26 protein-coding genes and 1 pseudogene are annotated in these 23,134 nt (G+C 46.2%); 1 reads left to right on the top strand and 26 read right to left on the bottom strand.

The features are described 5' to 3' along the window. The 3 genes and pseudogenes from KKC1_RS16315 to KKC1_RS09655 all read right to left on the bottom strand — a co-directional run. Positions 1–190 (bottom strand): annotated as a pseudogene (locus KKC1_RS16315) (hypothetical protein); the annotation flags it as partial. A gap of 419 nt (positions 191–609) precedes the next feature. After that, positions 610–1,935 (bottom strand): 4-aminobutyrate--2-oxoglutarate transaminase, encoded by a 1,326-nt coding sequence (gene gabT, locus KKC1_RS09660; RefSeq protein WP_088554252.1) that lies wholly within the window; start codon positions 1,933–1,935, stop codon positions 610–612. 236 nt (positions 1,936–2,171) lie between these two features. Continuing rightward, a complete protein-coding gene (locus tag KKC1_RS09655) occupies positions 2,172–2,561 on the bottom strand; it encodes a rhodanese-like domain-containing protein (protein ID WP_088554251.1) in 390 nt (129 codons plus the stop codon). Between the two features lie 482 nt (positions 2,562–3,043). Here KKC1_RS09655 and KKC1_RS09645 point away from each other — a divergent pair, with 482 nt between their 5' ends. Beyond that, on the top strand, positions 3,044–3,334 hold the full coding sequence (locus KKC1_RS09645; RefSeq protein WP_088554249.1) for a YckD family protein: 291 nt from the start codon (positions 3,044–3,046) through the stop codon (positions 3,332–3,334). A gap of 101 nt (positions 3,335–3,435) precedes the next feature. Here the strand turns inward: KKC1_RS09645 and KKC1_RS09640 are convergent, their stop codons facing one another. From KKC1_RS09640 to KKC1_RS16810, 23 genes are all read right to left on the bottom strand, one after another. Further along, complete coding sequence (locus tag KKC1_RS09640; RefSeq protein ID WP_088554248.1) at positions 3,436–5,187, bottom strand: ATP-binding protein; 1,752 nt, start codon at positions 5,185–5,187, stop codon at positions 3,436–3,438. Then, positions 5,187–5,888, bottom strand: a complete 702-nt coding sequence (locus tag KKC1_RS09635; RefSeq protein ID WP_272946667.1) for a response regulator transcription factor — start codon at positions 5,886–5,888, stop codon at positions 5,187–5,189. Before KKC1_RS09635 ends, KKC1_RS09640 begins: the two co-directional genes overlap by 1 nt. An 81-nt stretch (positions 5,889–5,969) precedes the next feature. Next, positions 5,970–6,746, bottom strand: a complete 777-nt coding sequence (locus KKC1_RS09630; RefSeq protein WP_088554246.1) for a helix-turn-helix domain-containing protein — start codon at positions 6,744–6,746, stop codon at positions 5,970–5,972. A 98-nt stretch (positions 6,747–6,844) separates the two neighbouring features. Then, positions 6,845–8,200 carry a vWA domain-containing protein gene (locus KKC1_RS09625; protein WP_088554245.1) on the bottom strand — a complete coding sequence of 452 codons (1,356 nt, stop codon included), beginning with the start codon at positions 8,198–8,200 and terminating at the stop codon, positions 6,845–6,847. Positions 8,201–8,215: 15 nt separating this feature from the next. Further along, positions 8,216–9,106 (bottom strand): AAA family ATPase, encoded by an 891-nt coding sequence (locus KKC1_RS09620; RefSeq protein WP_088554244.1) that lies wholly within the window; start codon positions 9,104–9,106, stop codon positions 8,216–8,218. Next, positions 9,078–9,743 (bottom strand): 4Fe-4S binding protein, encoded by a 666-nt coding sequence (locus KKC1_RS09615; protein WP_192868173.1) that lies wholly within the window; start codon positions 9,741–9,743, stop codon positions 9,078–9,080. Before KKC1_RS09615 ends, KKC1_RS09620 begins: the two co-directional genes overlap by 29 nt. Before the next feature lie 214 nt (positions 9,744–9,957). Beyond that, on the bottom strand, positions 9,958–10,080 hold the full coding sequence (locus KKC1_RS17060) for a hypothetical protein (RefSeq protein ID WP_272946666.1): 123 nt from the start codon (positions 10,078–10,080) through the stop codon (positions 9,958–9,960). Positions 10,081–10,213: 133 nt separating this feature from the next. Then, a complete protein-coding gene (locus tag KKC1_RS09610) occupies positions 10,214–10,891 on the bottom strand; it encodes a Crp/Fnr family transcriptional regulator (protein ID WP_088554242.1) in 678 nt (225 codons plus the stop codon). 86 nt (positions 10,892–10,977) lie between these two features. Continuing rightward, positions 10,978–11,682 (bottom strand): DNA/RNA nuclease SfsA, encoded by a 705-nt coding sequence (sfsA, locus tag KKC1_RS09605; protein ID WP_088554241.1) that lies wholly within the window; start codon positions 11,680–11,682, stop codon positions 10,978–10,980. 64 nt (positions 11,683–11,746) lie between these two features. Then, positions 11,747–11,860, bottom strand: a complete 114-nt coding sequence (locus KKC1_RS17535; RefSeq protein WP_088554240.1) for an RCKP-type rubredoxin-like domain-containing protein — start codon at positions 11,858–11,860, stop codon at positions 11,747–11,749. Positions 11,861–11,927: 67 nt separating this feature from the next. Further along, complete coding sequence (locus KKC1_RS09595; protein ID WP_088554239.1) at positions 11,928–13,565, bottom strand: methyl-accepting chemotaxis protein; 1,638 nt, start codon at positions 13,563–13,565, stop codon at positions 11,928–11,930. Positions 13,566–13,651: 86 nt separating this feature from the next. After that, positions 13,652–14,347 (bottom strand): bacillithiol biosynthesis deacetylase BshB1, encoded by a 696-nt coding sequence (gene bshB1, locus KKC1_RS09590; protein ID WP_088554238.1) that lies wholly within the window; start codon positions 14,345–14,347, stop codon positions 13,652–13,654. Next, complete coding sequence (gene bshC / locus KKC1_RS09585; RefSeq protein WP_088554237.1) at positions 14,325–15,983, bottom strand: bacillithiol biosynthesis cysteine-adding enzyme BshC; 1,659 nt, start codon at positions 15,981–15,983, stop codon at positions 14,325–14,327. Before bshC ends, bshB1 begins: the two co-directional genes overlap by 23 nt. A gap of 170 nt (positions 15,984–16,153) precedes the next feature. Next, a complete protein-coding gene (locus tag KKC1_RS09580) occupies positions 16,154–16,561 on the bottom strand; it encodes a Fur family transcriptional regulator (RefSeq protein ID WP_192868172.1) in 408 nt (135 codons plus the stop codon). 69 nt (positions 16,562–16,630) lie between these two features. Continuing rightward, positions 16,631–16,993: a YlbF/YmcA family competence regulator gene (locus tag KKC1_RS09575; RefSeq protein ID WP_088554236.1), complete on the bottom strand. Its 363-nt coding sequence runs from the start codon at positions 16,991–16,993 to the stop codon at positions 16,631–16,633. 6 nt (positions 16,994–16,999) lie between these two features. Beyond that, on the bottom strand, positions 17,000–17,680 hold the full coding sequence (locus tag KKC1_RS09570; protein ID WP_238134264.1) for a LysE family transporter: 681 nt from the start codon (positions 17,678–17,680) through the stop codon (positions 17,000–17,002). 156 nt (positions 17,681–17,836) lie between these two features. After that, on the bottom strand, positions 17,837–18,295 hold the full coding sequence (locus tag KKC1_RS09565) for a RidA family protein (RefSeq protein WP_088554235.1): 459 nt from the start codon (positions 18,293–18,295) through the stop codon (positions 17,837–17,839). A 42-nt stretch (positions 18,296–18,337) separates the two neighbouring features. After that, positions 18,338–19,342: a sodium:calcium antiporter gene (locus KKC1_RS09560; RefSeq protein WP_088554234.1), complete on the bottom strand. Its 1,005-nt coding sequence runs from the start codon at positions 19,340–19,342 to the stop codon at positions 18,338–18,340. A gap of 70 nt (positions 19,343–19,412) precedes the next feature. After that, positions 19,413–20,174 carry a histidinol-phosphatase HisJ family protein gene (locus KKC1_RS09555; RefSeq protein WP_088554233.1) on the bottom strand — a complete coding sequence of 254 codons (762 nt, stop codon included), beginning with the start codon at positions 20,172–20,174 and terminating at the stop codon, positions 19,413–19,415. A gap of 62 nt (positions 20,175–20,236) precedes the next feature. Further along, the gene (locus tag KKC1_RS09550) at positions 20,237–21,073 is read right to left on the bottom strand and encodes an FAD/NAD(P)-binding protein (RefSeq protein ID WP_088554232.1); all 837 of its coding nucleotides are present in this window, start codon (positions 21,071–21,073) and stop codon (positions 20,237–20,239) included. Further along, positions 21,066–22,070, bottom strand: coding sequence for a 4Fe-4S dicluster domain-containing protein (locus KKC1_RS09545; RefSeq protein ID WP_088554231.1), 1,005 nt, complete (start codon positions 22,068–22,070; stop codon positions 21,066–21,068). The genes KKC1_RS09550 and KKC1_RS09545 overlap by 8 nt, the downstream gene beginning before the upstream one ends. 22 nt (positions 22,071–22,092) lie before the next feature. Further along, entirely contained in the window at positions 22,093–22,986 is an 894-nt protein-coding gene (locus KKC1_RS09540) for a 4Fe-4S dicluster domain-containing protein (RefSeq protein ID WP_088554230.1), read from the bottom strand. Further along, positions 22,983–23,134: hydrogenase iron-sulfur subunit (locus KKC1_RS16810; RefSeq protein WP_238134269.1), on the bottom strand; the 152-nt coding region annotated here is incomplete at its 5' end. The genes KKC1_RS16810 and KKC1_RS09540, both read right to left, overlap by 4 nt.

Genomic DNA, 23,134 nt, shown 5'->3' with positions numbered 1-23,134 from the left:
GGGTTAAGTTGCCACCGTAAACTTCAGATCCGGAAAGAGATGTTATGACCCCAACTTTAAAATAATCCCGCGTCTCTTCTTCCTGAGCTTGTCCACCTTCTGAATTCGTGGCCCCGCTACCACAACCTGTAAGTAAAACCATTAAAGCCAATATCAAAGCTGAGACCATGATCTTTCTTCTTTGGTACATAACTCCACTCCTTTCAAGGGTTTCTTTTACATTATTATTAATCTGACTGATAATTCTGTCAACTTACAAACTACCTCTTACCGTTCCCCTCCTTTCTATGCCTGTATGCTTATGATTTTCCCGGCTACAGCTGCAACTTAATGAGTAGTGGTCATACTGGTATATTTAGTTATGCAATAACATATAGATTAAACTCAAACCAGCATAGCTTCTACCGAACCGCCAGGTCCTACCCAGCCTCCCGACCAAAACTACCCGCTCTCATCGCCCAATGGCCAGTACCAAATCATCGGTCCAATACGATACTCTTAATTGCATGTTCTGCTCACCAATTTATTGAAATCGTTTTTCAATTCTTTTCAATTGTATACGATATAGAAGTCTCAGAGATTTCAGCACCAAAGAGTGTCATCACCCTGTCAGCTAACATTAGCAAAAGCTTCTTCTAAAATGTTCAGTCCTTCATCCAACTGCTCATCGGTAATCACTAAAGGAGTTAAGAAACGCAACACGTTACCGTAGATGCCGGCACTCATGACAATCAAGCCGCGACGATAGCATTCGACCACTAATTTGCCGGTAGTTTCTTTATCCGGTTCTTTAGTTTTTCTGTTCTTAACAAGTTCTATCGCCACCATCGCTCCCAAACCTCGCACATCACCGATTACCGGGTACTTTTCCTGCATGGCCTTCAGCTTTTCTATCTTCCTGGCCCCTATCTGTTTTGCACGATCCGTCAAGTTCTCCCGTTCTATTTTATTGATGACTTCCAGCGCGGCTACACAGCTCAGGGGATTACCACCAAATGTGCCTCCAATTTCCCCCGGTGCCGGGGCATCCATTATTTCCGCCCGACCGGTAACCGCACTTAAAGGCATGCCTGCAGCTATAGACTTGGACATGGTTATCAGATCCGGCTCTACTTCAAAGTGTTCAATGGCAAACATGCGACCGGTCCTGGCAAAACCTGTCTGCACCTCATCACTAATAAATAAAATATCATATTTTTCACATATACTCTTAATTCCTGAAATAAACTCCTTAGGTGGGACGATAAAGCCACCTTCTCCTTGTACCGGTTCACAAATTAGGGCTGCCACATTTTCCGCCGGATACTCGCTTATAAAAAATCTCTCCAGACGTTCGACACAGTGCATGCCGCAACCAGGGTAAGACGAGTTGAAACTACAACGATAGCAGTAGGCCGAAGGTATCTTGTACACATCCGGCGCAAACGGGCCGAAACCAAATTTGTACGGTTTGACCTTGCTGGTAAGGGTCATAGCCATAAGGGTTCGTCCGTGGAAAGCACATTCCAGAGATATGATCCCGGTTCTTTTACTGTATTTTCGCGCAATTTTTACTGCATTTTCAACTGCTTCCGCTCCGCTGTTAGCCAGCATTGTTTTTTTAGGGAAATCTCCCGGAGTGATTTGGGCCAGCTTCTCGGCCAGGCGGACATAAGGCTCATACATAGCTACATGGAAGCACGTATGTATATACTTTTCCGCCTGAGCTTTGACCGCACTAACTACTTCATCAGGACAGTGGCCTACATTGATAACTCCTATTCCGCCGGCAAAATCGATAAATTCGTTTCCATCAACATCGGTAATCAGAGCTCCTGTTGCGGCCTCCGCAAATATCGGAGTAACGTTAAATGGTCCCCTGGCTACATACTGTTGACGCAGCTCCATCAATTCTCGAGATTTTGGTCCCGGTATCTCTGTAACAATCCTGGGCATACTTTTCTCCTTCCCCCTTCAGATAGTTTCAGCTTTGGTGACTCTCACCCCGCTTTCACGGTCTTTTTTAAAATTTTGCAAATGATATGCCACTCCAAATTTCGGCCACGGTGGAGCAGAAGTCCTGATAAAAAGCCTAAGATAAACCCTTTCCACAAATCAACCAAAATAAAAAATGCGCCGTCGCATCCATTGAATGCTATGGCGCATTTTTGACCCTGTCTTTTACCTATAAATCAACGCTCCAGGCCATAGGGCCAGCGTGCTAGACCCTGACTCAAGTTGTATACCTTCTTATATCCCTTCTCCGCCAGCATTCGAGCTGCCGCAGCACTGCGAGACCCGGTAGCACACACCAGCAATATTTTCTGTTCTGGATCTAGCTTTTCTAAATGCTTTGGCAACTCGGCAACCGGTATGAGCAATGATCCCTTAATGTGGCCCTGCTGGTACTCGTAAGGCGTACGAACGTCAATGATTACGAGCTCGGGACTGGCTTCCATCAATTTTTTGGCCTCTTCCGCCGTAACATTTCTGTAGCTACTAACGCCTGAACAACCTGCCAAACTCCAGACAATCATTACTAATACAAAGCTTATAATCCGAAACTTTTTATAAAGCACCATCTAATCCTCCTTATGGAAATAAAATGGCTCGATTGGTGTAAATTAACATCGCCGCTACTAGGACTGTAGAAACCCAGAGGATAATCTTGTTCCATATGTTACCGTTAGACTTAACATAAACCAAATAATAAGATAAGCCCAGAAAGAGACCGGTCATCAATAAAAACAATCCTTTAAAACGACTGCTGAAGGAAGCTAGCACTCCCATACTGACGCCACTCAGACCGAGGGCAGCAAAAACTAAAGGGCCTAATCAGGTAAAACAGGAAAAAAAGGCAGCCACTACCGCCATCAGGCTGGACAACTTTTCCTTCAACTCTACCCTCCTCCTAGGTCAGTTATACTTATACTTTTATCATTTTTCGCTACAAATTAACAATTCTCCTTTTCTGACTATTAATTTACATAAAATCTTCAAATTTTCCTCACAACCTAATCAAAATTGACGGTCATAATGGTTACAAGAGAAGGAGGTGAACAGGGTGCGGAAATTACTTGTGTTGACCCTAATTTCTCTGATGGTTCTTTTAGTAACCGTACCGGCAGCTCTGGCTGCCATGACCGACCAGCAAAAAGAGGAAATTGATAGCTTGTTCCAAAAAATACTGGAAATCAAACAGCAAATTATTCAGAAATACGTTGAGGCTGGAGAGCTAACGCCGGAGCAAGGACAGTGGCTGCAGCAGCACGCAGAAGAAATGTACCAGTTCCATAAAGCCAACGGTTTTGTAAACCACTGCGGTGGTATGGGATATAGTTTCGGCATGATGTAATTTAACCGGTAAATGAATTCGACCCCCACCCTATCAGCAACTAAAAATAAATTAGCAAAGGCCTGGTTACGATACCTACCAGGCCTTATTTTTTAGACATCTCACTTGTCCTGTTCAGGATCCCTCAGAGGCAAAGTGAAGCTGAAAACGCTTCCTTTACCCACTTCACTCTCCACCCCGACTTCTCCCCCCAGAGCCGTAACAATGTTCTTGACAATAGCCAACCCCAAGCCAGTTCCCTTTCCGGCGCGGGTGCGAGCCTTGTCCACTTTGTAAAACCGTTCCCAGATGAGGGGCAGCTCCTCCCGGGGAATTCCGGGTCCGGTATCGGCCACAGAAATTTTGATTTCCTCCGGCAGGACTTCCGCTTTGATGGTGATTTCTCCTTGGGTGGGAGTATGTTGCAATGCATTGTCTAACAAATTTATTAATACTTGTTCCACCCGGTCTTCATCGGAAAACACCAGAGGCAAATCCGAGGGTAAGTCGGTTTTAAGAATAATTCCCTGCTTTTCTGCCACCGGCTTCAGCTTGTCGGTTACCCGGCGTACAAGTTGGGGTAAAGAAAAAGTGCTAAAATTCAAGTTAATCTGGCCGCTCTCCAACTGCGATAGATCCAGCAATTCACTCACTAGACGACGAAGCCGGAGGGTTTCCTCCAGAATTATCTCCAGATACTTCCTCTGTTGCTGCGGCGTTTCAGCCAGCCCGTCCAAAATAGCTTCCGCATAACCCTGCAGATAAGTCAAAGGTGTCCGTAGCTCGTGGGAAACGCTAGCCACGAAGTCTCGACGGAGACGTTCCAGTTGCCACTCCTTGGTGACATCCTGAAGGAGCGCAACCACCCCGTATATCTCCCCGTCCTCCTGCCGCAGGGGAGCCATCCGCAGAGCAATAATCTTTTCCCCTACTTTAATTTGTGTTTCCTCAGAAACGTTAGTTTCCAGTACCCGATGCAAAACCGCATTAATCTCCGGATACTTTTTTTCCAGTTGCTCTTTATTTTCCTGCTTGATATCCAGCAGTTGTTCCGCTACTGGGTTAGTCAGAATAACTTTCCCCTCGGCATCAAAGGTGATAACTCCGTCGGTCATACTGCTCAAAATGTTGGCCAGCTTCTCCTTCTCTTGGGAAAGAGCCCGGAGGTTTTTCTCGAGTTTCGCAGAAAGAAAGTTTAAAGTCTCGCCCAAGGTTCCTATTTCGTCTTTCGCCCTTATCTTAATTCTTCCCCGGAAATCCCCCCGGGCCATATTCAGGGCTACTCTTTTCATCTCTAACAAAGGGAGGGACAGCTGACGGGAGAGAAAGAAGCTGATAATAGTAGCTACAAGTACGGCTCCAGCAGCAGCATAAAGAATCAGCCGCCGAATGGCATTGATACTTTGGGTAATAGGTTCAACGGGGGTATGCAGTAAAACAGCACCCACTACCTCCCCGGCAGCCCGAATAGGAACAGCCACCGATAACACCGGCATGTCAAAGCGGGGATGAAATCCCCTGCTAATTACCGTCTTACCTTCGAGTACATGATTTATTTCCTCTTGTTCCAGGTGCATTCCGGGACGCATTCTCATCATGCCACCGCAAGCTCTGACCAAGCCCTTGCGGTCAACCACCATTACATTGGAATCTATAAATCTGGAAAGCAAGTTAATCTCTTCCAAAGTCCAATCCTGCGTCTGTCTTTCCACCACCAGCTGCGCAATCTGCCTGCCATCCCTGATCAATTGTTCAGCCCGCTGGGAAAAATAAAAGTTCTCGAACAGTTTTCCTAAAGCAATTCCAAGGATCAGTAAAGTCAAAACTACCAAGAATACGTTGGTTAACCAGAGCTTGCCAATTATACCCCGCATTATGGTTGGTTCACCTCAAATTTGTACCCCACACCCCAAACGGTATGAATAAACTGAGGCGTGTCCTTTTGGCTTCTTAGCTTTTCTCTTAGATTTTTTATATGAGTGTCTACCGTACGCAAATCTCCGTAAAAATCGTAGCCCCAAACCTTTTCTAAAATAGTTTCGCGTGAAAAAACCTTACCGGGATGAGAGGCCAGAAGTACCAGCAGGTCAAACTCTTTTGGGGTCAGAGATATTTCCTTGTTACCTACCAATACCTGCCGTGCATCCTGGTTGATAGTAAGTTGAGGATAGGTTATTACATTCTGCTTCTCATGGTCTTTATCCGGCAGCGTCCGTCGCAGGAGAGCTTTGACCCTGGCTACCAGCTCTCGGGGACTGAAAGGCTTGACTACATAGTCATCGGCACCCAACTCAAACCCCAGTACCCGGTCAACTTCTTCTCCCCGGGCAGTCAGTAAAATTATCGGGATATCCATGGTTCTTCTAATTTCCCGGCAAACAGTTAAACCGTCGAGGTTGGGCATCATTATATCCAGTATAACCAGGTGGAATTTGCCCTTACCAATCTTCTCGATAGTTTCCTGTCCGTCACCTGCCTCATCTACCTCAAACCCTTCCCTTTCCAGGTACATTCTGACCAGTTCACGTATTTTCGCTTCATCATCAGCAACCAGAATTCTGATCTTATCCTTCACTGTTTTGTCTCTCCCTCCGGACATAATTTACCGAAGACTCAATAAGAAATTATTAAAGGAAGGAGACTAGGGTCCCCTTCCTTAATTAAAATCGGTAATTTTTGCCTTTTTAAATAACTGAATAAAGTTGAGAATAAATTTAATTTCTTCCTCATTCAGGTGACAAATTAAGCGTAAAACCGACTTAACGTTGGGGTGACATAGAAGCTCTCTTAGTTCTGGACCCATCATACCAATCATCTGTTCTGGTCCTTCTTCATCCAGGACAAAATAGCAAGGAGCAACGCCAAGGGCTTCTCCGATTTTTTCCAAGGTTTTTAAGGATGGTTGCACTCTCCCGTGTTCAATCTGACCTATTAACCCGGCAGATACTCCCGCTTTCTCCGCCAGCTGAGCCTGGGTTAAACCCTGTTCCTCCCGCAGTAATTTCAGTTTGTATCCGGTAGAATTAACAGGAGCCATTATGGTAAAAACCGGTACATTTAAGGCTTCCGCTATCTTCTTAACGGTTGCCAAACCCGGAGCTACGCTCCCTCTTTCTATTTCACTCAGATAGCTAACGGAAAGCTTAACTTCTTTTGCCAATTGACTTAAGGATAAGCCCTTTTCCTCCCGTAACAATCTTATTTTCTCTCCTATGGACAGACCGCGATTTTCCGGTTCCTTTTTGACCAACAAACCCCGGTTCACCCGCAGGGCGTTGGCAATCTTATCTACCGTCCGCAGGGAGGGCTGTTTAGCTCCCCTCTCGATCTCGCTGAGATAAGAAACTGACAGTCCCGCTTTACGAGCCAATTCGGCCAAACTGTAACCTCTTTCCTCCCTTAGGCTTCTGATTTTGTCACCTTGAACTATCATAACTGTTCTAATTCACTCCTATCTTATACCCTTACCGAGTATCTGTTAATCTAATAGTATAATAAAAAAACTTTAACGAGGCTGTCAAGCTCAACCATTTAAAGCAGGAACTCCTGATTTATTATTTTTTCCAGGTCCTTAAGGGTATTACACTGGTACATCTTACAGTACGCCTGAAATACTTTAACCGAACGATACTTACTCCATTCTTGTTCCGGTAAAGTGTTAAACCAAAGTATGTCCTTAACCCTGCGTCTTAATTTTCCTAGCCGTTCACCAGTCTTTTCTACGTTTAAAGTCTTAGTATCACTGACAATTATTATAACAGTTTTGAGATCTAAAAGATTACTGTAGCCGGCTATAAAAGTTTCTAATGCCCTGGCCAAATCTGTTCCTTCACCCCATACCTTGCTCTCATCAACTACCTGCTTCATGGTACTAGCAAAAGTATTTCCGTTTTGGAAATACTCGGTTATCCTTTCTAGATCTTCACTAAATACAAAACTTTCTATTTTACTCGTTACACTGGAAAGTCCATAGATAAACTGCAAAACAAAATTTGAATACCTGCCCATGGAACCGGAAACATCACAAATGAGAATCAGTTTAGGCTTCTGCACTTTTCTCGATTTATATTTGAGCTCCAAAAGGGTCCCACCGTAACCGAGATTATGCCGAATGGTGCGCCTCAGGTCCAACCTCTCCTGCTTCCGGCTCAAACGATAGCGGCGGGAAATTTTCGTAGCTAGACGTTTAGATAGGCGAAGTATAATGCGCTCTACTTTGGGTAAATCCTGCTCCCGGATATTTTGCATATCTTCATACAGAATATGATTTTCCCGGCCATCTAAATCCGCGGAAATACAGTAAAGCATTGGATCTATTTCGCCGTCTCCCGTGGGCTCCAGTTGCAGCAATTCCTTACGCTGGCGCAGTCGTTTATCCCAGTAGTTTAGATGCCCTCTAACCAAGTTCTCTATAATCGGTTTAAAGTTTTTCTTTTCCACATTCTTACCAGTGGAACTCTTATACAAGAAGTCTTGTAGTCTCTTTTTGTCAACCGGTTTTAATTGCACATAAAGCAGCTTATCCTCCTCCGTTAAGTCTAACTTCTCTCCGCGAAAAGTCAATTCTTCTTCTGCCTGCCGGATTAACTCCTCCCTTTCTTGCTGTTTCTGTCGCCATTCGGTTTGGCGCTGCTTTCTCTCTTCCGGAGCGGCAAAAAAAACCTCAAAACACTTATCAAAGGCAGGAACGTCTTCCACGTTTTTTATCAGCGTAGCCCGCAGGGCAGCATGTACCGCTTTCCGTTCCATGATATTTATATTTCCCATAGCCCGCAGGGCGTCTATTGCCTCCGCCGAGCTTACCCGGATTCCCGCCTGGCGCAACAGGTGAACGAATTTAACCAGGTTGTTTTCCAAGTAATCGGGGATTATCTCCTTGTTAGCCATAATCTCCAGCCTCTTTCAAGCTTCTTGAACCTGGAGTTTTTCCATTAAACCATGCGGCCCAAGAACTTTTCGGAAAAGGTTAAGATCATGTTGATCCTTAAAAAGAACGCTCAAAGTGTATTCAATCGTCTCCGGATTAAGCCGGTCCGCCTCCAGAGCAATCAATGCCCTGGCCCAGTCAAGCGTTTCGGAAATGGCCGGTTTCTTTTTCAATTCCAACTCTTTTCTAATGTAATTAACCGCCCGGGCAATTTGCTGTGCCAGTTTGTCACCAATACCTTCAACTTTAGTCTTGATAATTTTGATTTCCTTTTCAATTGAAGGATAGTCAATATAAAGGAAGATACACCGTCTTTTCAGTCCGTCCGATAATTCCCGTTCTCCATTGCTGGTTAAAACTACTACCGGTATATGCCGGGCAACAATAGTCCCCATTTCAGGGATGGAAACTTGAAAATCTGACAAAACTTCAAACAGAAAAGCTTCAAATTCTTCGTCCGTTTTATCTATCTCATCAATTAGCAGCACTACCTGTTTTTCTGCCAGGATAGCCTTAAGCAGCGGTCTTTCCAGGAGATACTCCTCCGAAAACAGGCTTTTTTCCATCTCGGTTTCCGCTACTTTATCTTTAACCATTTGGATCTTTAGCAGTTGCCGCTGATAATTCCATTCGTAAAGAGCTTTGTTTTCATCCAAACCCTCGTAACACTGCAGCCGGATCAACTGTGTATCTAACACCCTGCTCAGCACTTTAGCAATCTCCGTCTTGCCCACTCCAGGAGCTCCGGTAACCAATAAGGGTTTACCCAGCCTTAAAGCCAGATAAACAGGAATCAAAATATCATCGCCGCAGATATAACCTTCACGGTCAAAAGCTTTACGCAGATATTCCAGAGTTATTTCCATAGCCATCCCCCTCTCGCGCCTGTAAACGGCGTTGAACAGTTTCTAAACCTATGCGGTTGAGAAGGGCGCCTAATTTTTCCTGCCCGTGAGCCAATTCCACAAATAACTCCACGGTAGTTTTAAGGGCCCTTTCCACGGCGGGAGCATCAGCCTTTTCCAACAAGACTTTCGCCAACTGAGGATGTCTCCCCAGTTTCCCACCAATTAATACCGTGTACGCCCTTTCCCCGATACTTAAAGTCCCGGTAGGACACACCCTTGCACAGGCCCCACAGGCAAGGCAAAGTTCCTCTTTGATTTCCGGCCTATCACCAACCCTAACAGCTCTTTCCTGGCATACGGCTTCACAGGTACCGCATTGACTGCATTCTTCGCGGGTTACTAGCGGGTATGCTCTGGCCTGTACTCCGAAATCCTTAATCTGCGGTTGAGAACAGCTGTTAGGACAGCCGGAAAGCGACACCTTAAATATGTGATGAGAAAGTACCGGCCCCTTGATCTTTCTCGAAAGTATTTCGCCTAGCTTTTGTGCTTCTAGAATCTCTTCCAAGGTAGAAGCTAAATTTTTAATGTCACCACAGGCATTGGTACAGGAAGCTGCCGCCCGGCATGTCTCTATGGTAAACATCTTTTTCATAATTGTCTCCCCCGGTTGCATTGTTGCCTTCCCCTTCCAAGTTCGACTCGTCATAATTAGTTTATCATACAATCTTTATCGCTGATAGGTACCTTCTTAACCGTTAGTATAACAATACTTCCGCCAAGTTCTGTAAGTTAAACCTTACCCAGAGTGTGATTCCGGTCACACAAATAAAAAACGCCTTGAAAGGCGTCTGACAGCATTTATTTACTTATCGCCGCTCCGAAGGCTTAACCACCTTCACCCCTAAAAATTTTAAATGTTCCAACCACTTCTTATATTCTTCCTGTTTTTGCAATCTTTCCTTCTTGGCCGCATTGGATGTAGTTTCCATCTAAAACCACCTCCAATAACTTCCTTACCTATAGATTACCATGTAGTTTTCCGTTTGTGACCTATTATTCCGCTACTGACCAAATTTGACGGCTGACTGGTCGAATAGGAGACTAAACGGATCGTATCTATAACTACAACCAGCTCTGAAGCTCTTCTTCATCCAGAATGGTAATCTTTTGTCTCTTAATAACAATCGCTCCTCTTTTTCGAAAATCCCCCAGAATACGGGCCACTGTTTCCCGCGAAGATCCGATCAAATTGGCTAATTCCTGTTGGCTCAGACTCAATTTGATGGTGGTACCCTCTTCGCTTTTTTCACCGTACTCTTCGGCCAATTTTAACAGCATTCCCGCTAAACGGCCGTAAGTATCTTTAAACGCCAGATCCCGTACCTGCATTTGGGCTTGACGCAACCTTTTGCTCATGACCCGGAGAATTTTCAACATGATTTCCGGATTTTTAAGTAAGAATTCTTCCATATCCTCATTTCGGATAATTCCTATTTCAGAATCTTCCACCGCCTCGGCTGTAGCCGGGAAAGGTCCCGGGTCAAATAACAGAACTTCCGCAAAAATATCACCTTCCTTCAAAAAACGCAGAATCTTTTCTCTCCCATCTTCCAATATTTTAGAGATCTTAACTTGTCCTGACTTCACAAAATAGAGTCCGTCTCCCGGCTCTCCTTCCATAAAAATAAACATCTTTTTCCGGTAACGTCGCAAAAAAATTATTTCATTTAATTTCCTCAGTTCGTCTTCCGAAAGGTCGGCAAAAATAGGAATACGTCTGAGATGTTTGATATTATTCAATCTTTACTCCCCCCTGAGGGAATTCCCTCAAAAACGCTGTTAACCAGTTTTATACGAAATAAAATACATAAGTCCTGCAAGCATACTTAAAAAATAACTTCAATTCTATCCTGCAAAGAAATTCCTGTCTCTTCTACCCGACAGCGATACGCATAGACTTCCAGACCGTACCGGTGGGCCCGGCGTAGAAGTCTGCCAAAAGCAGGGTCCGTAGCATCATTAGGCATAAAACCACGGGCATCACAGCGCTGAACGACAAAAACTACCGCTGCTCTATTCCCTTCCCCGACCATGTTCAACAACTCAAGCAGGTGTTTTCTGCCCCTGGCAGTAGGAGCATCGGGAAAACGTCCTATACCATCTTGCACTAGAGTTACCGATTTGGCCTCCAGTAATACCTTGGGCTTCCCTAGTCCCTCCAACACGAAGTCAATCCTGCTTGAACCGTAAGTTTGTTCTTTCAGAACCCGGTTGTATCCCTGAAATTCCGACAGCAGTCCTTTCTCTAAGGCTTCATGTAAAAGGCGGTTCGGTATACTCGCATCAACGGAAACCCAAGTGCCCGGCGCGTAAGCAAGTGTAATACGGTAAGCAGTCCGATAATGGGATCCCAGCTGACGTTGTAGCAAAACCCGGTTCCCCGGCGTTAAAAGTTCTTCCAACCTACCCGAATTGGGAACGTGAGCCCTGGCTTCACCATCTCCAACCTTTACTGCCGCCACAAACCGATTCATTCGCCTTACTACCGTAGCCGGTACCAAGGGATAGGGAAAAGGTACTCGTACCTCCATACCTGACACCTCAAAATCTATTTGTTTCTTTTACATAAAAAAGGCCTGCTGCTCAGGCCTTTCCTTATTTCTGTTCCTTTTTCACAAAAGTATCTCTGCTTTCACATTCAGGACATTTCCGGGGCTTACACCGGGTCTCTTTTTCGTAGCCACAATTACTGCATTTCCATACAGCCATAACCAATCCCTCCGTATTTAATAATGGTTACTATTATTATAACTCGCTCCCTCAAACTTGTCAACTTTTAGTAACGGAAACGCTTAACCATTTTTTCCAAATGTTGTGCAGCTTCCAGCAAACCATTGGCCTTGGCGGCAATTTCTTCACTCGCTGCCGTCTGTTCTTCAACCGACCCGGCCACGTTCTGGGCAGCGGCAGCAGCTTCCCGGGAAACCTCTAGGGTACGCTCCACATGCCGGGCTAATCTTTCTGTTCCAGCATATAGTTTTTCTACCAGTTTCGCGTTGCCTTCCACTTGCCGGGCAGTCTCCTCCACCACCAGCTTAATTCTTTCAATGGCTTCCCCTGTCTCGTTAATAACCTCTGTCCCCACTTGCACCTGTTGAGCGCCCTGTTCCATAGCCTCTACGGCTTCTTTGGTTTTGGCCTGAGTCTGGGTAATAATGTTCATAATCTCGTTAGCGGAGCGAGAGGCTTCCTCCGCCAGCTTGCGGACTTCTTCGGCAACTACGGCAAAGCCCTTGCCCTGTTCTCCCGCCCTGGCCGCTTCTATAGCTGCATTAAGGGCCAACAGATTGGTCTGGTCGGCAATATCAGTTATAGTGTTAATAATCTTACCAATCTGCTGAGATTTGACCTCCAAGTCGTTTATGACCTGAGCCGATAATTCTACGGAGCGGCGTATCGTTTCCATCTGTCCAACCGACCGGGTAACCGCTTCCGCTCCCGAAGCTGCAGCCTCTAAAGCCTTCCGGGCCAGTCTAACTGTCTCCTGGCTGTAATTTTTCATTTTATCCATAGCCCTGCCAATTTCTTCTGCTATCCCATTGGCCTCGTCCATAGCTTTCATTTGATCTTGCGCTCCTGAAGCCATCTGAGAAACGGCCACGGAAATTTGTTCTGCCGCCTTACTCACCTCTTCCGTTGCCTTGGCCTGTTCTTTTCCTGCTTCAAGGACTCTAGAGGCTATCTCGGCCAGTTCACCGATTATTGCCTTTAACCCTAAGGAAACTTTATTCATCTCAAAAGCTATCTGTCCCAGCTCATCCGTAGAGCGAGGTTTGGCTAAATAACTAAGGTTTCCCGCCGCCAGAGCTCGCGTGCTATTGTAGAATTCTCCCAGGGCCCGGTAAAACAAAAGGTTTAACCATAGAGCCCCCCCTATCCCTAGGACGGTCCCCAACAAAGGCCACCAGAAAAGGGACCAGTCAGCCTTTCCCATTAGGGCAACAACCCCACTGGAGACAAGAACCGGACCTATGGTAGCCAAAACAATCTTGGGTAGCACTTTACCTCTTACGAGTACAGCACCTACCCTCACGGTACAGATTCTCTCGCCCTTAACCACAACGGGACAAGCTCCATCCAAGATCACCTCGCCGGTATCTCTATGAAAAATCTGAGCCAGCGGGACCGCGGTTTTGACTGCTTTCATTCCTACCGGATCGTTGAACAACATTCCTTCCCGCAGGCGATTTGTATGTAGCAAGGCCAGACCTTTCTCATCAAACAGCGCGATGTACTCGTATCGGCCCAGATTGTCATCTAAAATCTGGCGCAGTTGTGTCTCGGCCTTCTCCAGACCTCCGGCCTGGGCTATAGCCTGAGCGCATTGACCTGCTATTTGCTCCGCCTTCTGTAGTAGACGAGCCGCATTGCGTCCCCGTAAAATCCTTTCCTCGGTGAGATGCCGAGCTGTCAAAAATCTCCCTCCCCTTGAATTTTTTTCAGAATATTTCTACTTTTTTCATTTAAATTCCTTTTATACCACCCCGATTATCAATAATTTCATGGTAAGGTTATAGGGTCATCGATGGCTAAAGGTCCTTTTACCAAATACCCTTCTCCATAGTAAACTCCGATACGGCTGCCGAAATACCGGTTTCGGCTTTCCAGGACATGAAGCAGCCATTTGGTGTCTACTACTCCCTGTCGGCCGAACTGAGATGCATGAGCCATAACCGCCTCTTTCTTACGGCTAAAATACTCAGATATATCTACTATAAAGCTCGGTTCTACATTGTAATGCAAGGAGTAAAAAATTATCTTTGGTGGCCGGTAAGCCGGTATTTCCGGCAACAGTTTTCGTAGACCAGCCAAGTAAACCGACTGCATCACCAAACGGCTGCAGGCTATATGATCGGGATGAACGTCCTCCCAATAAGGAGCCACCACTAACCGGGGACGGCTGTAACGGATTACCTCTATGACCTTTAACTGATTGTCTCGGGTAACTTCCAAAGCACTGTCGGGCATTTTAAGATTGTATCTCCAGGCTACGCCTAAAATTTCCGCTGCCCGTTTGGCCTCTTCCCGCCTTACTTCAACTGTTCCGGTACTGGCCATTTCCCCTTCCGTAAGGTCCACCACACCAACCTTGTATCCTCTAGAAACAGCTTTTGCCAGCAAGCCTCCCGTACCAATCTCCACATCATCCGGGTGAGCACCAAAGGCCAGCAAATCAACCTGCTCCAGCCTTTCCATTCCCTTCCTCCTCCAATATAACTAGTTTGTGTTCAAAACTCTCTAACGCTAGATTTTCCAACAGCTCCCGCACCAGCCCGGGACCATACTTAAACAAGTATGGAATTCCGTTCAACACCATTTCCTGAGGACGGCCCCGGGGAAAAAGCAACTGCCGAATCTCTTCCAAGGACTGAAAAATGCTCCGATAATTCCTGCGGTGATACTGCCAAGCCTTTTTTTCCAAATATTTTAACTGGTAATCTATGTAACTCCAATTTTTTTCACTTAACTTCTCCAAGTTGGGATTAATACTTTTAATGTTTTCCAGTAGACTGCGATAATGTTGCCTCATCCCCTCTCTCGCCCGGTCGAAAGCAGCACTGATGCCTATTTCATCCAACCGTTGGGCAACTTGCTTCTGGCATGAATCCCAATCTTCCATTAGCTTCCCCGGGTCCAGGTTAAAATGATGCAATAAGGCATGCTGTTCTGAACTTAACAGAGTTAAACGAAACCGAGGGTAAATTACCGGTAATTCCTGACTTAACATCTGGTGAACCTCCCGCAGCTGGGCCAGGTAAGCGATTTCACCGGGCCCGGCTACATAAGCTACCGTCGGGAGCAAATAATCCTGGACTACCGGCCGCAGTACAACGTCCGGGCTGAAATCCCAAGGCCGGTCAGCTATAAGTCTTTCTATTTCCTCCAGCGCAAAGGAGATTACCGTCGGACCTCGAACTTCTAAAGCCCCGTTATTAATAAAAAGAGGCCTCCGCTCTCCCTCATGGTAGTAAAAGAGGTGGGCATGGTCCGGCTCTTTCTGCAGGGCAGGTACCATCCCCATTTCCTCAATCCTGCGGGAAACAGCAATCAACGCCCGGTTAACCGACTCTACCTGTTTCACAGCCCGTAGGAAGACGGGAACCTGTAACCGCCTCAACTCCGGAAGCATGGGGTCCAGAAAAATAAGACCGTACTGCCGGAACAAGTAATTCATAATGAGGGAAAAAGCTTCCGCCAGTGAACTGGATCGGCGGATAATCCCCTGGAGTTCCTGAACTATCGTCTCTTTCCAAGGCCCTTCCGGAGTCAGTTCAACCAGCTCTTGCAGCGCCTTTTCCATATCCTCCTTTGCCCAAATATTCCCAACCGAAATTCGCTTGGTAGGAGTGCAATCTAACTGCTGACGCCGCAAGCGACCATTCCGGTCCACAAAATTAATATGATTGACTTCTTCCCAGTCGTGATCTTCGCTCGCTATCCAGAAAACCGGGACTACCGGTACCTGTAGGTCTTCCTCCAACCGTTGAGCAAGGGAAACAGCTGTAATTGTTTTATAGATGGTATATAAAGGGCCAGTGAAGATTCCGGCCTGCTGCCCGGTAACCACTGCTACCGCTTCGGGCTGCAAAAGTTTTTCCAGGTGGAACATGGTGAGGGATCCTGCTCCTACAGCCCGGTTGTAGGAATGAAGAGCTTCTACCAGGCGACCTCTATCCAAAGCAAACGAGGCCACTACTTTGCGGTACCGGCGAAGAAAGGAATCTGATTCATAAGGCGAATAAGAAAATAAGGATGCCACTCGCGAGTAGTCGTGGATGTAGTAATCATAAAGCGTATCTTCTAGTGCCAGCGGCCATTCCAGTATCTTCATGTGTACCTCCTTATGTGTTCAAGTTATATCTTATTTTACTCCAAGGAATTTATTTTGACAAATACTACTAAGCAAGCCAGCCCGGCCCGGCACTCAGTTGAGGGGTATTCCAACGGAATACCCCTCGGCTGAGTGCCGGGCCAAATTAAAAAACTCGGATAAATCCGAGTTTAACTGGGCTGTCCATCTTTGTTTTCTAGACAGGCCGAGCAAATACCGTAAAATTCCAGGCGGTGATACTGAACACGGGCTCCGGTTTTTTCCTCTATTACTTTTTCCAACTGATTTTGTACCGGATAATCCACATCGTACACCTGCCCGCAACTTTCACACACAAAATGATAATGATTACGGGGATTCCCGTCAAACCTGCTGAAGGTGCTGCCATAATTCAACTCCATAATTTCCCCTTCGTCTCGCAGAACGTTCAGATTACGGTAAACAGTGCCTAAACTGATATCCGGAAGCTTTTTACGGGCCTGCTCGTAAATCCAGTCCGCAGTAGGATGACACGTTGTGCTTCGTAAAATTTCCAAAATAGTCTGCTTTTGTTTTGTCATCCGTTTAGCCTTCGGCATGGGTATCAACCCCTATTTCAAATAGTAACCATTATTATTATAACCCATGAGCATTTATAAGTCAAAAGATCAATTTATATAGTCATTTTTATCTTCCAGCTCAAACCAGGCACTAATCGCTTCGTTGATTATGTTTTGTATATCGGCCATCATTCTGGAAAAACGATATTCAGCAGTTAAAAATTCGTTAATGACGGGATTCAGACTAATTATTTCGTACAGCCGCTCTACCTGTTCTATCTGTTCCTCATCCACCTCCTGTCCGGCTAATTCAGCCATTTGGATGGCCAGTTGTCTTCGTTTAAATTCCTGAAGCATCTTCAGGTTTTTATCATCTCGCTCCAGTTTTTCTTTCGCCTGAAGATAGTTTTTATATTCTTCGGACTGGGCGAGGGCCTTAGCAAGCTCATAGGCTTTATCATAAGGCAACATGATACCCTAATCCCCTCCCGCGATAATATTTCCGGAAAACCCCGCATACATGAAATACAGGGCCAAAACGACTAAGAAGAGCCCGCAGATGACTAAAATCCCCCGGTAAATTCTATCGGACAGAAAACGCTTTCCGGTAGCTGCAGCTACTGCCACCAACAGGTACCATGAGAGGTCAGCCGCTATATGACCGGCGAAAAAAGAAACCAGACCTGCGGTGCCTTGTCCCAGGGCTTGGGTGACGAAAGCAACTCCAATGGTAGCCCACCACAAAATCCAGTATGGATTGGCAATACTGGTTACCATCCCTGCTACCACTGTAGACCAGGAGATTAATGGCTTAGTTTCCCCAGTTGTAATTTCTTGAGTTGTCGCAGCGCTAAAGGATAACAGACCTTTAATAGCTTCGCCAATTATCCCGTACCCGAACCAGACCAGCACCGCTCCCCCAAGTACCGCTGTTGTCCGGCTCACTAGAGGAAGCGTTAAGATGTCGGACAGCCCGAATATAAGTCCAACTACCAGAAGTGATTCTAAAATTCCATGGCCTAAAGTAACCTCTCCTCCTGCTCTGGCTCCCCGCCGGACACTTTCATTAACGGTAACGGTAAATAAAGGTCCGGGCATCATAGCTCCCGACAACCCGACAACAAAAGCCGAAGCGAATATTCCCCATAAATTTAACAATGACGTCAACTCCCACTATATTTAATTATTTTTATTTCTCTCTCAGTCCTTAAACTCCTGCTATACTGTGTTAAGTAAGCCGAGCGAGACAACGTAGAAAAGCAAGAAATGAACTTTAGATCAACTTATGAAGTTAGGGCAGGAAAAGTACCTGCCCTAACGAAGTTTTACTATCATTTCTATCTCCACGGGAGCATCTAACGGTAGTTCCGCCACACCTACTGCGGACCGGGCGTGGCGTCCGGCCTCACCGAATACCTTCCCTAACAACTCCGAAGCTCCGTTTACGACCTGGGGTTGGCGGTTAAAGCCCGGCGCACTGCTTACGAAACCGGTAACTTTCACCACTCTATCAATTTTGTCCAAAGTGCCCACCACACTCCTGATGACACTTAAGCAGTTAAGTGCACAGATTCTCGCAGCCTCGTAGCCCTGTTCTTCCGTAAGCTCCCGGCCCACCTTGCCCTTGTATTTCAGTAAACCGTTAACAAAGGGAAGTTGTCCCGAGGTATAAACATAACCGTCAACCAATACGGCCGGAACATAGGCTGCGACCGGGGCGGGAGCTTCCGGTAAACTAAGACCCATTTCCCGCAGTTTTTCTTCATATGACACCTTCATCACCTCTTTTTTATTATGTTTTGATATATAAAAGTGCTAAATAATTATTCGTCCTAAGACAAGGACTATAAATACTAAATAGAAAAGACCGCCCCACATGAGAACAAAAGGTGTCAGTCGTTTCTTTCGGTAAGTATACCAGTAGACCACAGCAGTCGAAGTCAAGGCCAGAATGGCACTCACCAAGGCTCCCGGACTCAATTTCCACTCGGTCAGGGTAATGCCTAGAGCAGGAATCAGCGAACTTTGAAATACCATAGCGCCGGTGATGTTCCCCAGAGCCAGAGTATCTTTTCCCTTCCCAATCCAGATAATACTATTAAACTTTTCCGGGAGTTCCGTAGCGACAGGAGCGATAATCAGAGACAAAACAAACGGCGGCGTTCCCAATCGCACCGCCAAATGTTCAATACCCCGGACAAAAAGATGGGCTCCACCAACGATGATGGCAAGACTGGTCAATACCTGAACCAGAATCATTATTAAATCGGGCTCTTGCCGGTTTCTTTGGAAAAAAAGAGGGCTTAAATCATGTTCTTCACCGAGCGTTTTTTCTTCGTTAACTGTTTGATAGGCGTAGATAGCATAAGCCGCTACCAATCCCAGCGATATAATCATTCTTAAAAAACCGAGCCTGATCAGGCTGGCCAATACGGCAACTGCATATACCAGCAGGAAGAAGCCCAGGTCCCGGGTTATAACGGAGGGGTCAATATTCATCGACGGGAAATCGGGTCGTCTTTTGGCATGCATAACTACTGCCATACCGGCGATAAAAAAAGCCAGCGTACTCAACATAAAGGGGGCCCCCAGGATGGCTCCAATTCCGATTTCTTCGCCTGCTTCTCCGGCCCCAAAAAGAATAGCGATAATCGGTATCATGGACTCCGGCAAAGCCGTCCCTACAGCCGCCAGGATACTACCAACTGCGCCCTCGGAGAGATTAAGCTTCTTCCCTAACCATTCAATGCTGTTGGTAAAAAACTCCGCCCCCAGGAGAATAATCCCCAGGCTTACTAGCAACCAAGCGACATCTATCATATCTTTCCCCCCTGAATCCCTTCGCTCCAAATCATAGTCTATTTTCAACTTTAACGGAGCAATTTATGCTTTACAAATCTATCAGGTAGATTTTTCTTCGGTAAAATGCTGCCAGCTTTCGGTACCCCAATTTTCTTAATAAAGCTTTGGCCCTCATTAGATCCCTTCCTACGTCTTCCGCTCGGTGAGCATCAGAACCCAAGGTCACCGGTATGTTTAACCGAAAACACTCGGCTAAAATAGTTTCCTGCGGATAGATTTCCCCAACCGGCTTATACAGGCCACCCGTGTTTACTTCCACCACCATGCCGGCCTTCGCTATCCGGTGAAGCAGGGAGTTCACCAGGTCTTTTATACACTGCCGGGGACGGTATCCGAAAACTTTAATTAAATCCAAATGCCCGACAATGTCATATAAACCGCTATCCACCATACGGGCCACCAGTTGAAAATAAGTTTCATAAAGTTCGTCTATGTCCCAATGGGCATATTGATCTTTGTAGTCAGGATGATCAAACATCCAATCTCCGATCTCATGGACCGAACCTATCAAATAATCAAAGGGTAGGGAAGTGAGCTTTTGAGCCAAATTTGCGGCCGTTTCCGGCCGAAAATCTATTTCCAGACCTACACGGACTTCAATTTCGGGAAAAACTTTTCTCAGCCGGGGGAAAACGCTGAAATCTAACTGATCCAGATACCAATTATGTTCGGCAAAACCAATTTCCTCTATCCCCTGCTCCCGGGCAAAATCCAGATAACGACTCAAGTTTTCCAGAGTTTGACTTCCCTCTCCATGTCCCATACCATGCACATGATAATCAACCAGCATAGACCACCTTTAACCCCCTACACGGTAAGGCCCCGGGGAACTGATGCCGGGGCCGGAAAACTTTAATATTCGTTGGGCATCTTTTTCAATTGAGCCAGGGAAAATACAGGACCGTCGAGACAAACGTAACAGCTCCCAATGTTGCAACGCCCGCACTTTCCAATCCCGCATTTCATACGCATCTCCAGGGTAGTAAAAATCTGTTCATCTTTAAATCCGAGCTTTTCCATAGATTGCAGGGTAAACTTAATCATAATAGGCGGACCACAGATAACAGCCACTTTGTTTTCCGGCGAAGGGGCAAGCTCCTCCACAAAGGCAGGAACAAAGCCTACATGTCCGGTCCAATTCTCGTCCCCCCGATCTACCGTAACGTTAACTTCACAATCCTTCACCTGGGGCCAATTTTCAAAAAGGTCTTCCTTAAAAACCAGGTCGGCCGGGCTACGGGCTCCGTAAATAATCTGCAGGTGACCGTAATCTTCCCTATGTTGAATACAATAGTTAATTACCGACCGGACGGGAGCCAATCCAATGCCTCCGCCGATAAAGAGCATATCTTTACCCTTAAAGTCCTCTACCGGAAAACCATTGCCGTAAGGACCCCGGATACCTACCTCCTGACCAATCTCTGCTTCATGCAAGGCATCGGTCAAAATCCCTACTCTTTTGATGCTGAATTCCAAATGATCCTCTCCCTGGCTGGTTATGGAAAACATAGCTTCTCCTACGGGAAGAAGCGATAGCATAGCCAACTGGCCAGGCATGGGGGTAAAGGGTTTTCCCTGCTCAGTGGTTACATGAAAAGTTTTTACATCCGGCGTTTCATCAATTATCTTAGTTATTTTCCCTATTTGCGGCACCAAAGGATTGGAGGTCACAGCCGCATGGCTACTCATCCAGCTTCACCTCCTTAACCCGGTCGATCAGGCGGGTAATATCCATGTTTACCGGGCATTTGCTCAAACACCTTCCGCATCCCACACAGGCAAATTTATTATAGCGCTCGGGGAAATATTGCAGTTTATGCAGAAAACGGTTCCGCAGCCTCTCTTTTTTGGAGGGTCGAGGGTTATGCCCTCCGGCCATGCGGGTATACTCAGAAAACATACAGGAATCCCAGCAACGGAATTTAAAACCCTGGTCTCCCCGGTTTTCACTTTGAATATCGAAACAGTGACAGGTAGGACAAACATAAGTGCATATACCGCAGCCCAGGCACTTGTGATAGAGTTCATCCCACAGCGAATACTCAAACATTTTCTGTAATTTTTCCGTTATGCCCTCCGGGTCCACCTTTAAGGTACATTCCTCCGCTTTCGGAGCCGAAGAGCTGGCTTCACTGAAAAACTGTGTATAGGCATCGAGAAATTTCTGGCCGGCTTCGGTACGAGCTTCAAAACCCAGTTCTTCTCCTAAATCAAAGGCATTCACATCAGCCCCTGGGGCTTGGGCTGGATCAATTCCCCAGGAGGTACAAAAACAAGTAGGTTCCGGTTTGCGGCAACCCAGGGCTACCAGCAAAGTGTTGTCCCGCCGGCTCTTATAAAATTCATCTACATAACCTTTAGTCAGAAAGACATCGTCCAGCATCTCTAGGCTCTTAACGTCACAGGGGCGAATACCAAAAATAATCTGTGGTTCGGCGGTAGTAGCTACTTCGTCAACCGCCGCGGTCATCCCCTTCACATGGTAACTATACATTTTTTCCGTCTGCGGGAACAACAGATCTTTCGGCGGTAAAAGACTATTGCCTTCCAAATACAGATCTCCTTTATGCTGGCCCCACCGGGCAAAGCGGGTCACTCCTTCTACAGCCACCGGTGCGAAAATAGTCTGCTCAGCAGCAATCTTATCTAGTAATTCAGCAATTTTGGCTTTCTTAATAGTCTTCATACGGTACACCCTCCCCTAATTTCTACATGAATTGGTCCGGGTCATCCGGGTTGTATTTCCCTAGAGGAGGTTTGTCCTCTAAATCCACACCGGCGTCATAAGGACCAAACAGCTCATTTATATCCTTAATAATCTTCTTATTTAATTTCATTATAGGAATATTCATCGGACAAACCCGCTCACATTCACCGCATTCTGTACACCTACCCGCTACGTGCATAGCCCGGGTAATGGCAAAAAACTGGTTTTCTGAACGCACAACCCGCTTGCCGAGCCACCGCGGTTCGGCTAAATCGAAACAGCACTCCCGGCAGTTACACGCCGGACATACATTACGGCAGGCGAAACAGCGGATACACCGGTCATAATGACCAACCCAGTACTCGTACCTTTCGTCGGGGCTCATAGCTTCCAGTTCGGCTACATCCGAAAACCTATCCTCCTGACCCGCTGTTGCCACTACTTCCTCCCCGATTAGGTAATCATAAACCAAGGGATTCGGATAGCGACACTCCTGACATTTGGCGGCCAGAGGAAGTTTTTCCGGTTTCTCTTCTTCTAACTTAGCTGCCTCGGTAACATCTTTCATTCCCTTGCAGGGTATACCTACCAGCACTACTCTATCCCGCCGTATCTGGTTATCCTGCAACAACCGAATAATACCGCGGGAATCGCAGCCCTTTACAAAAAGAGCTATTTTACCTTCCAAGTGCTTGAAATCCAAGAGATATTTAGCTAAATTGTTAATACAAAACTCATCCCATACCAGACGCTCAACTTCTTCCGCCCGGCGCACAAAACACGGAGGTGATTGATACCAAAAAGTTCCCTTCTCCCAGCCAACTACATATTCCACTTCGTTCTTTTCCAAAAGCTCTTTGGCAATTTCTCTCATCTTTTGAGTTACTTCCTTCATTGTTCATCCCTCAACTTCCTATTCGGTCCAAGAGGTCTGATGTCTTCCGTCAGTTGGGTAATGGTTTCCGCAAACTTCGGACCCTCAGAACCGGAAATCCACCTGGCTTGAAAACGCTGAGGATCTATGCCGATATATTCGAGCAACC

The sequence above is a fragment of the Calderihabitans maritimus genome (genome assembly GCF_002207765.1).
GTDB lineage: Bacteria > Bacillota > KKC1 > Calderihabitantales > Calderihabitantaceae > Calderihabitans > Calderihabitans maritimus.
Note: the sequence above shows the minus strand (reverse complement) of the source record. Positions and strands in the feature narration are given on the sequence as shown.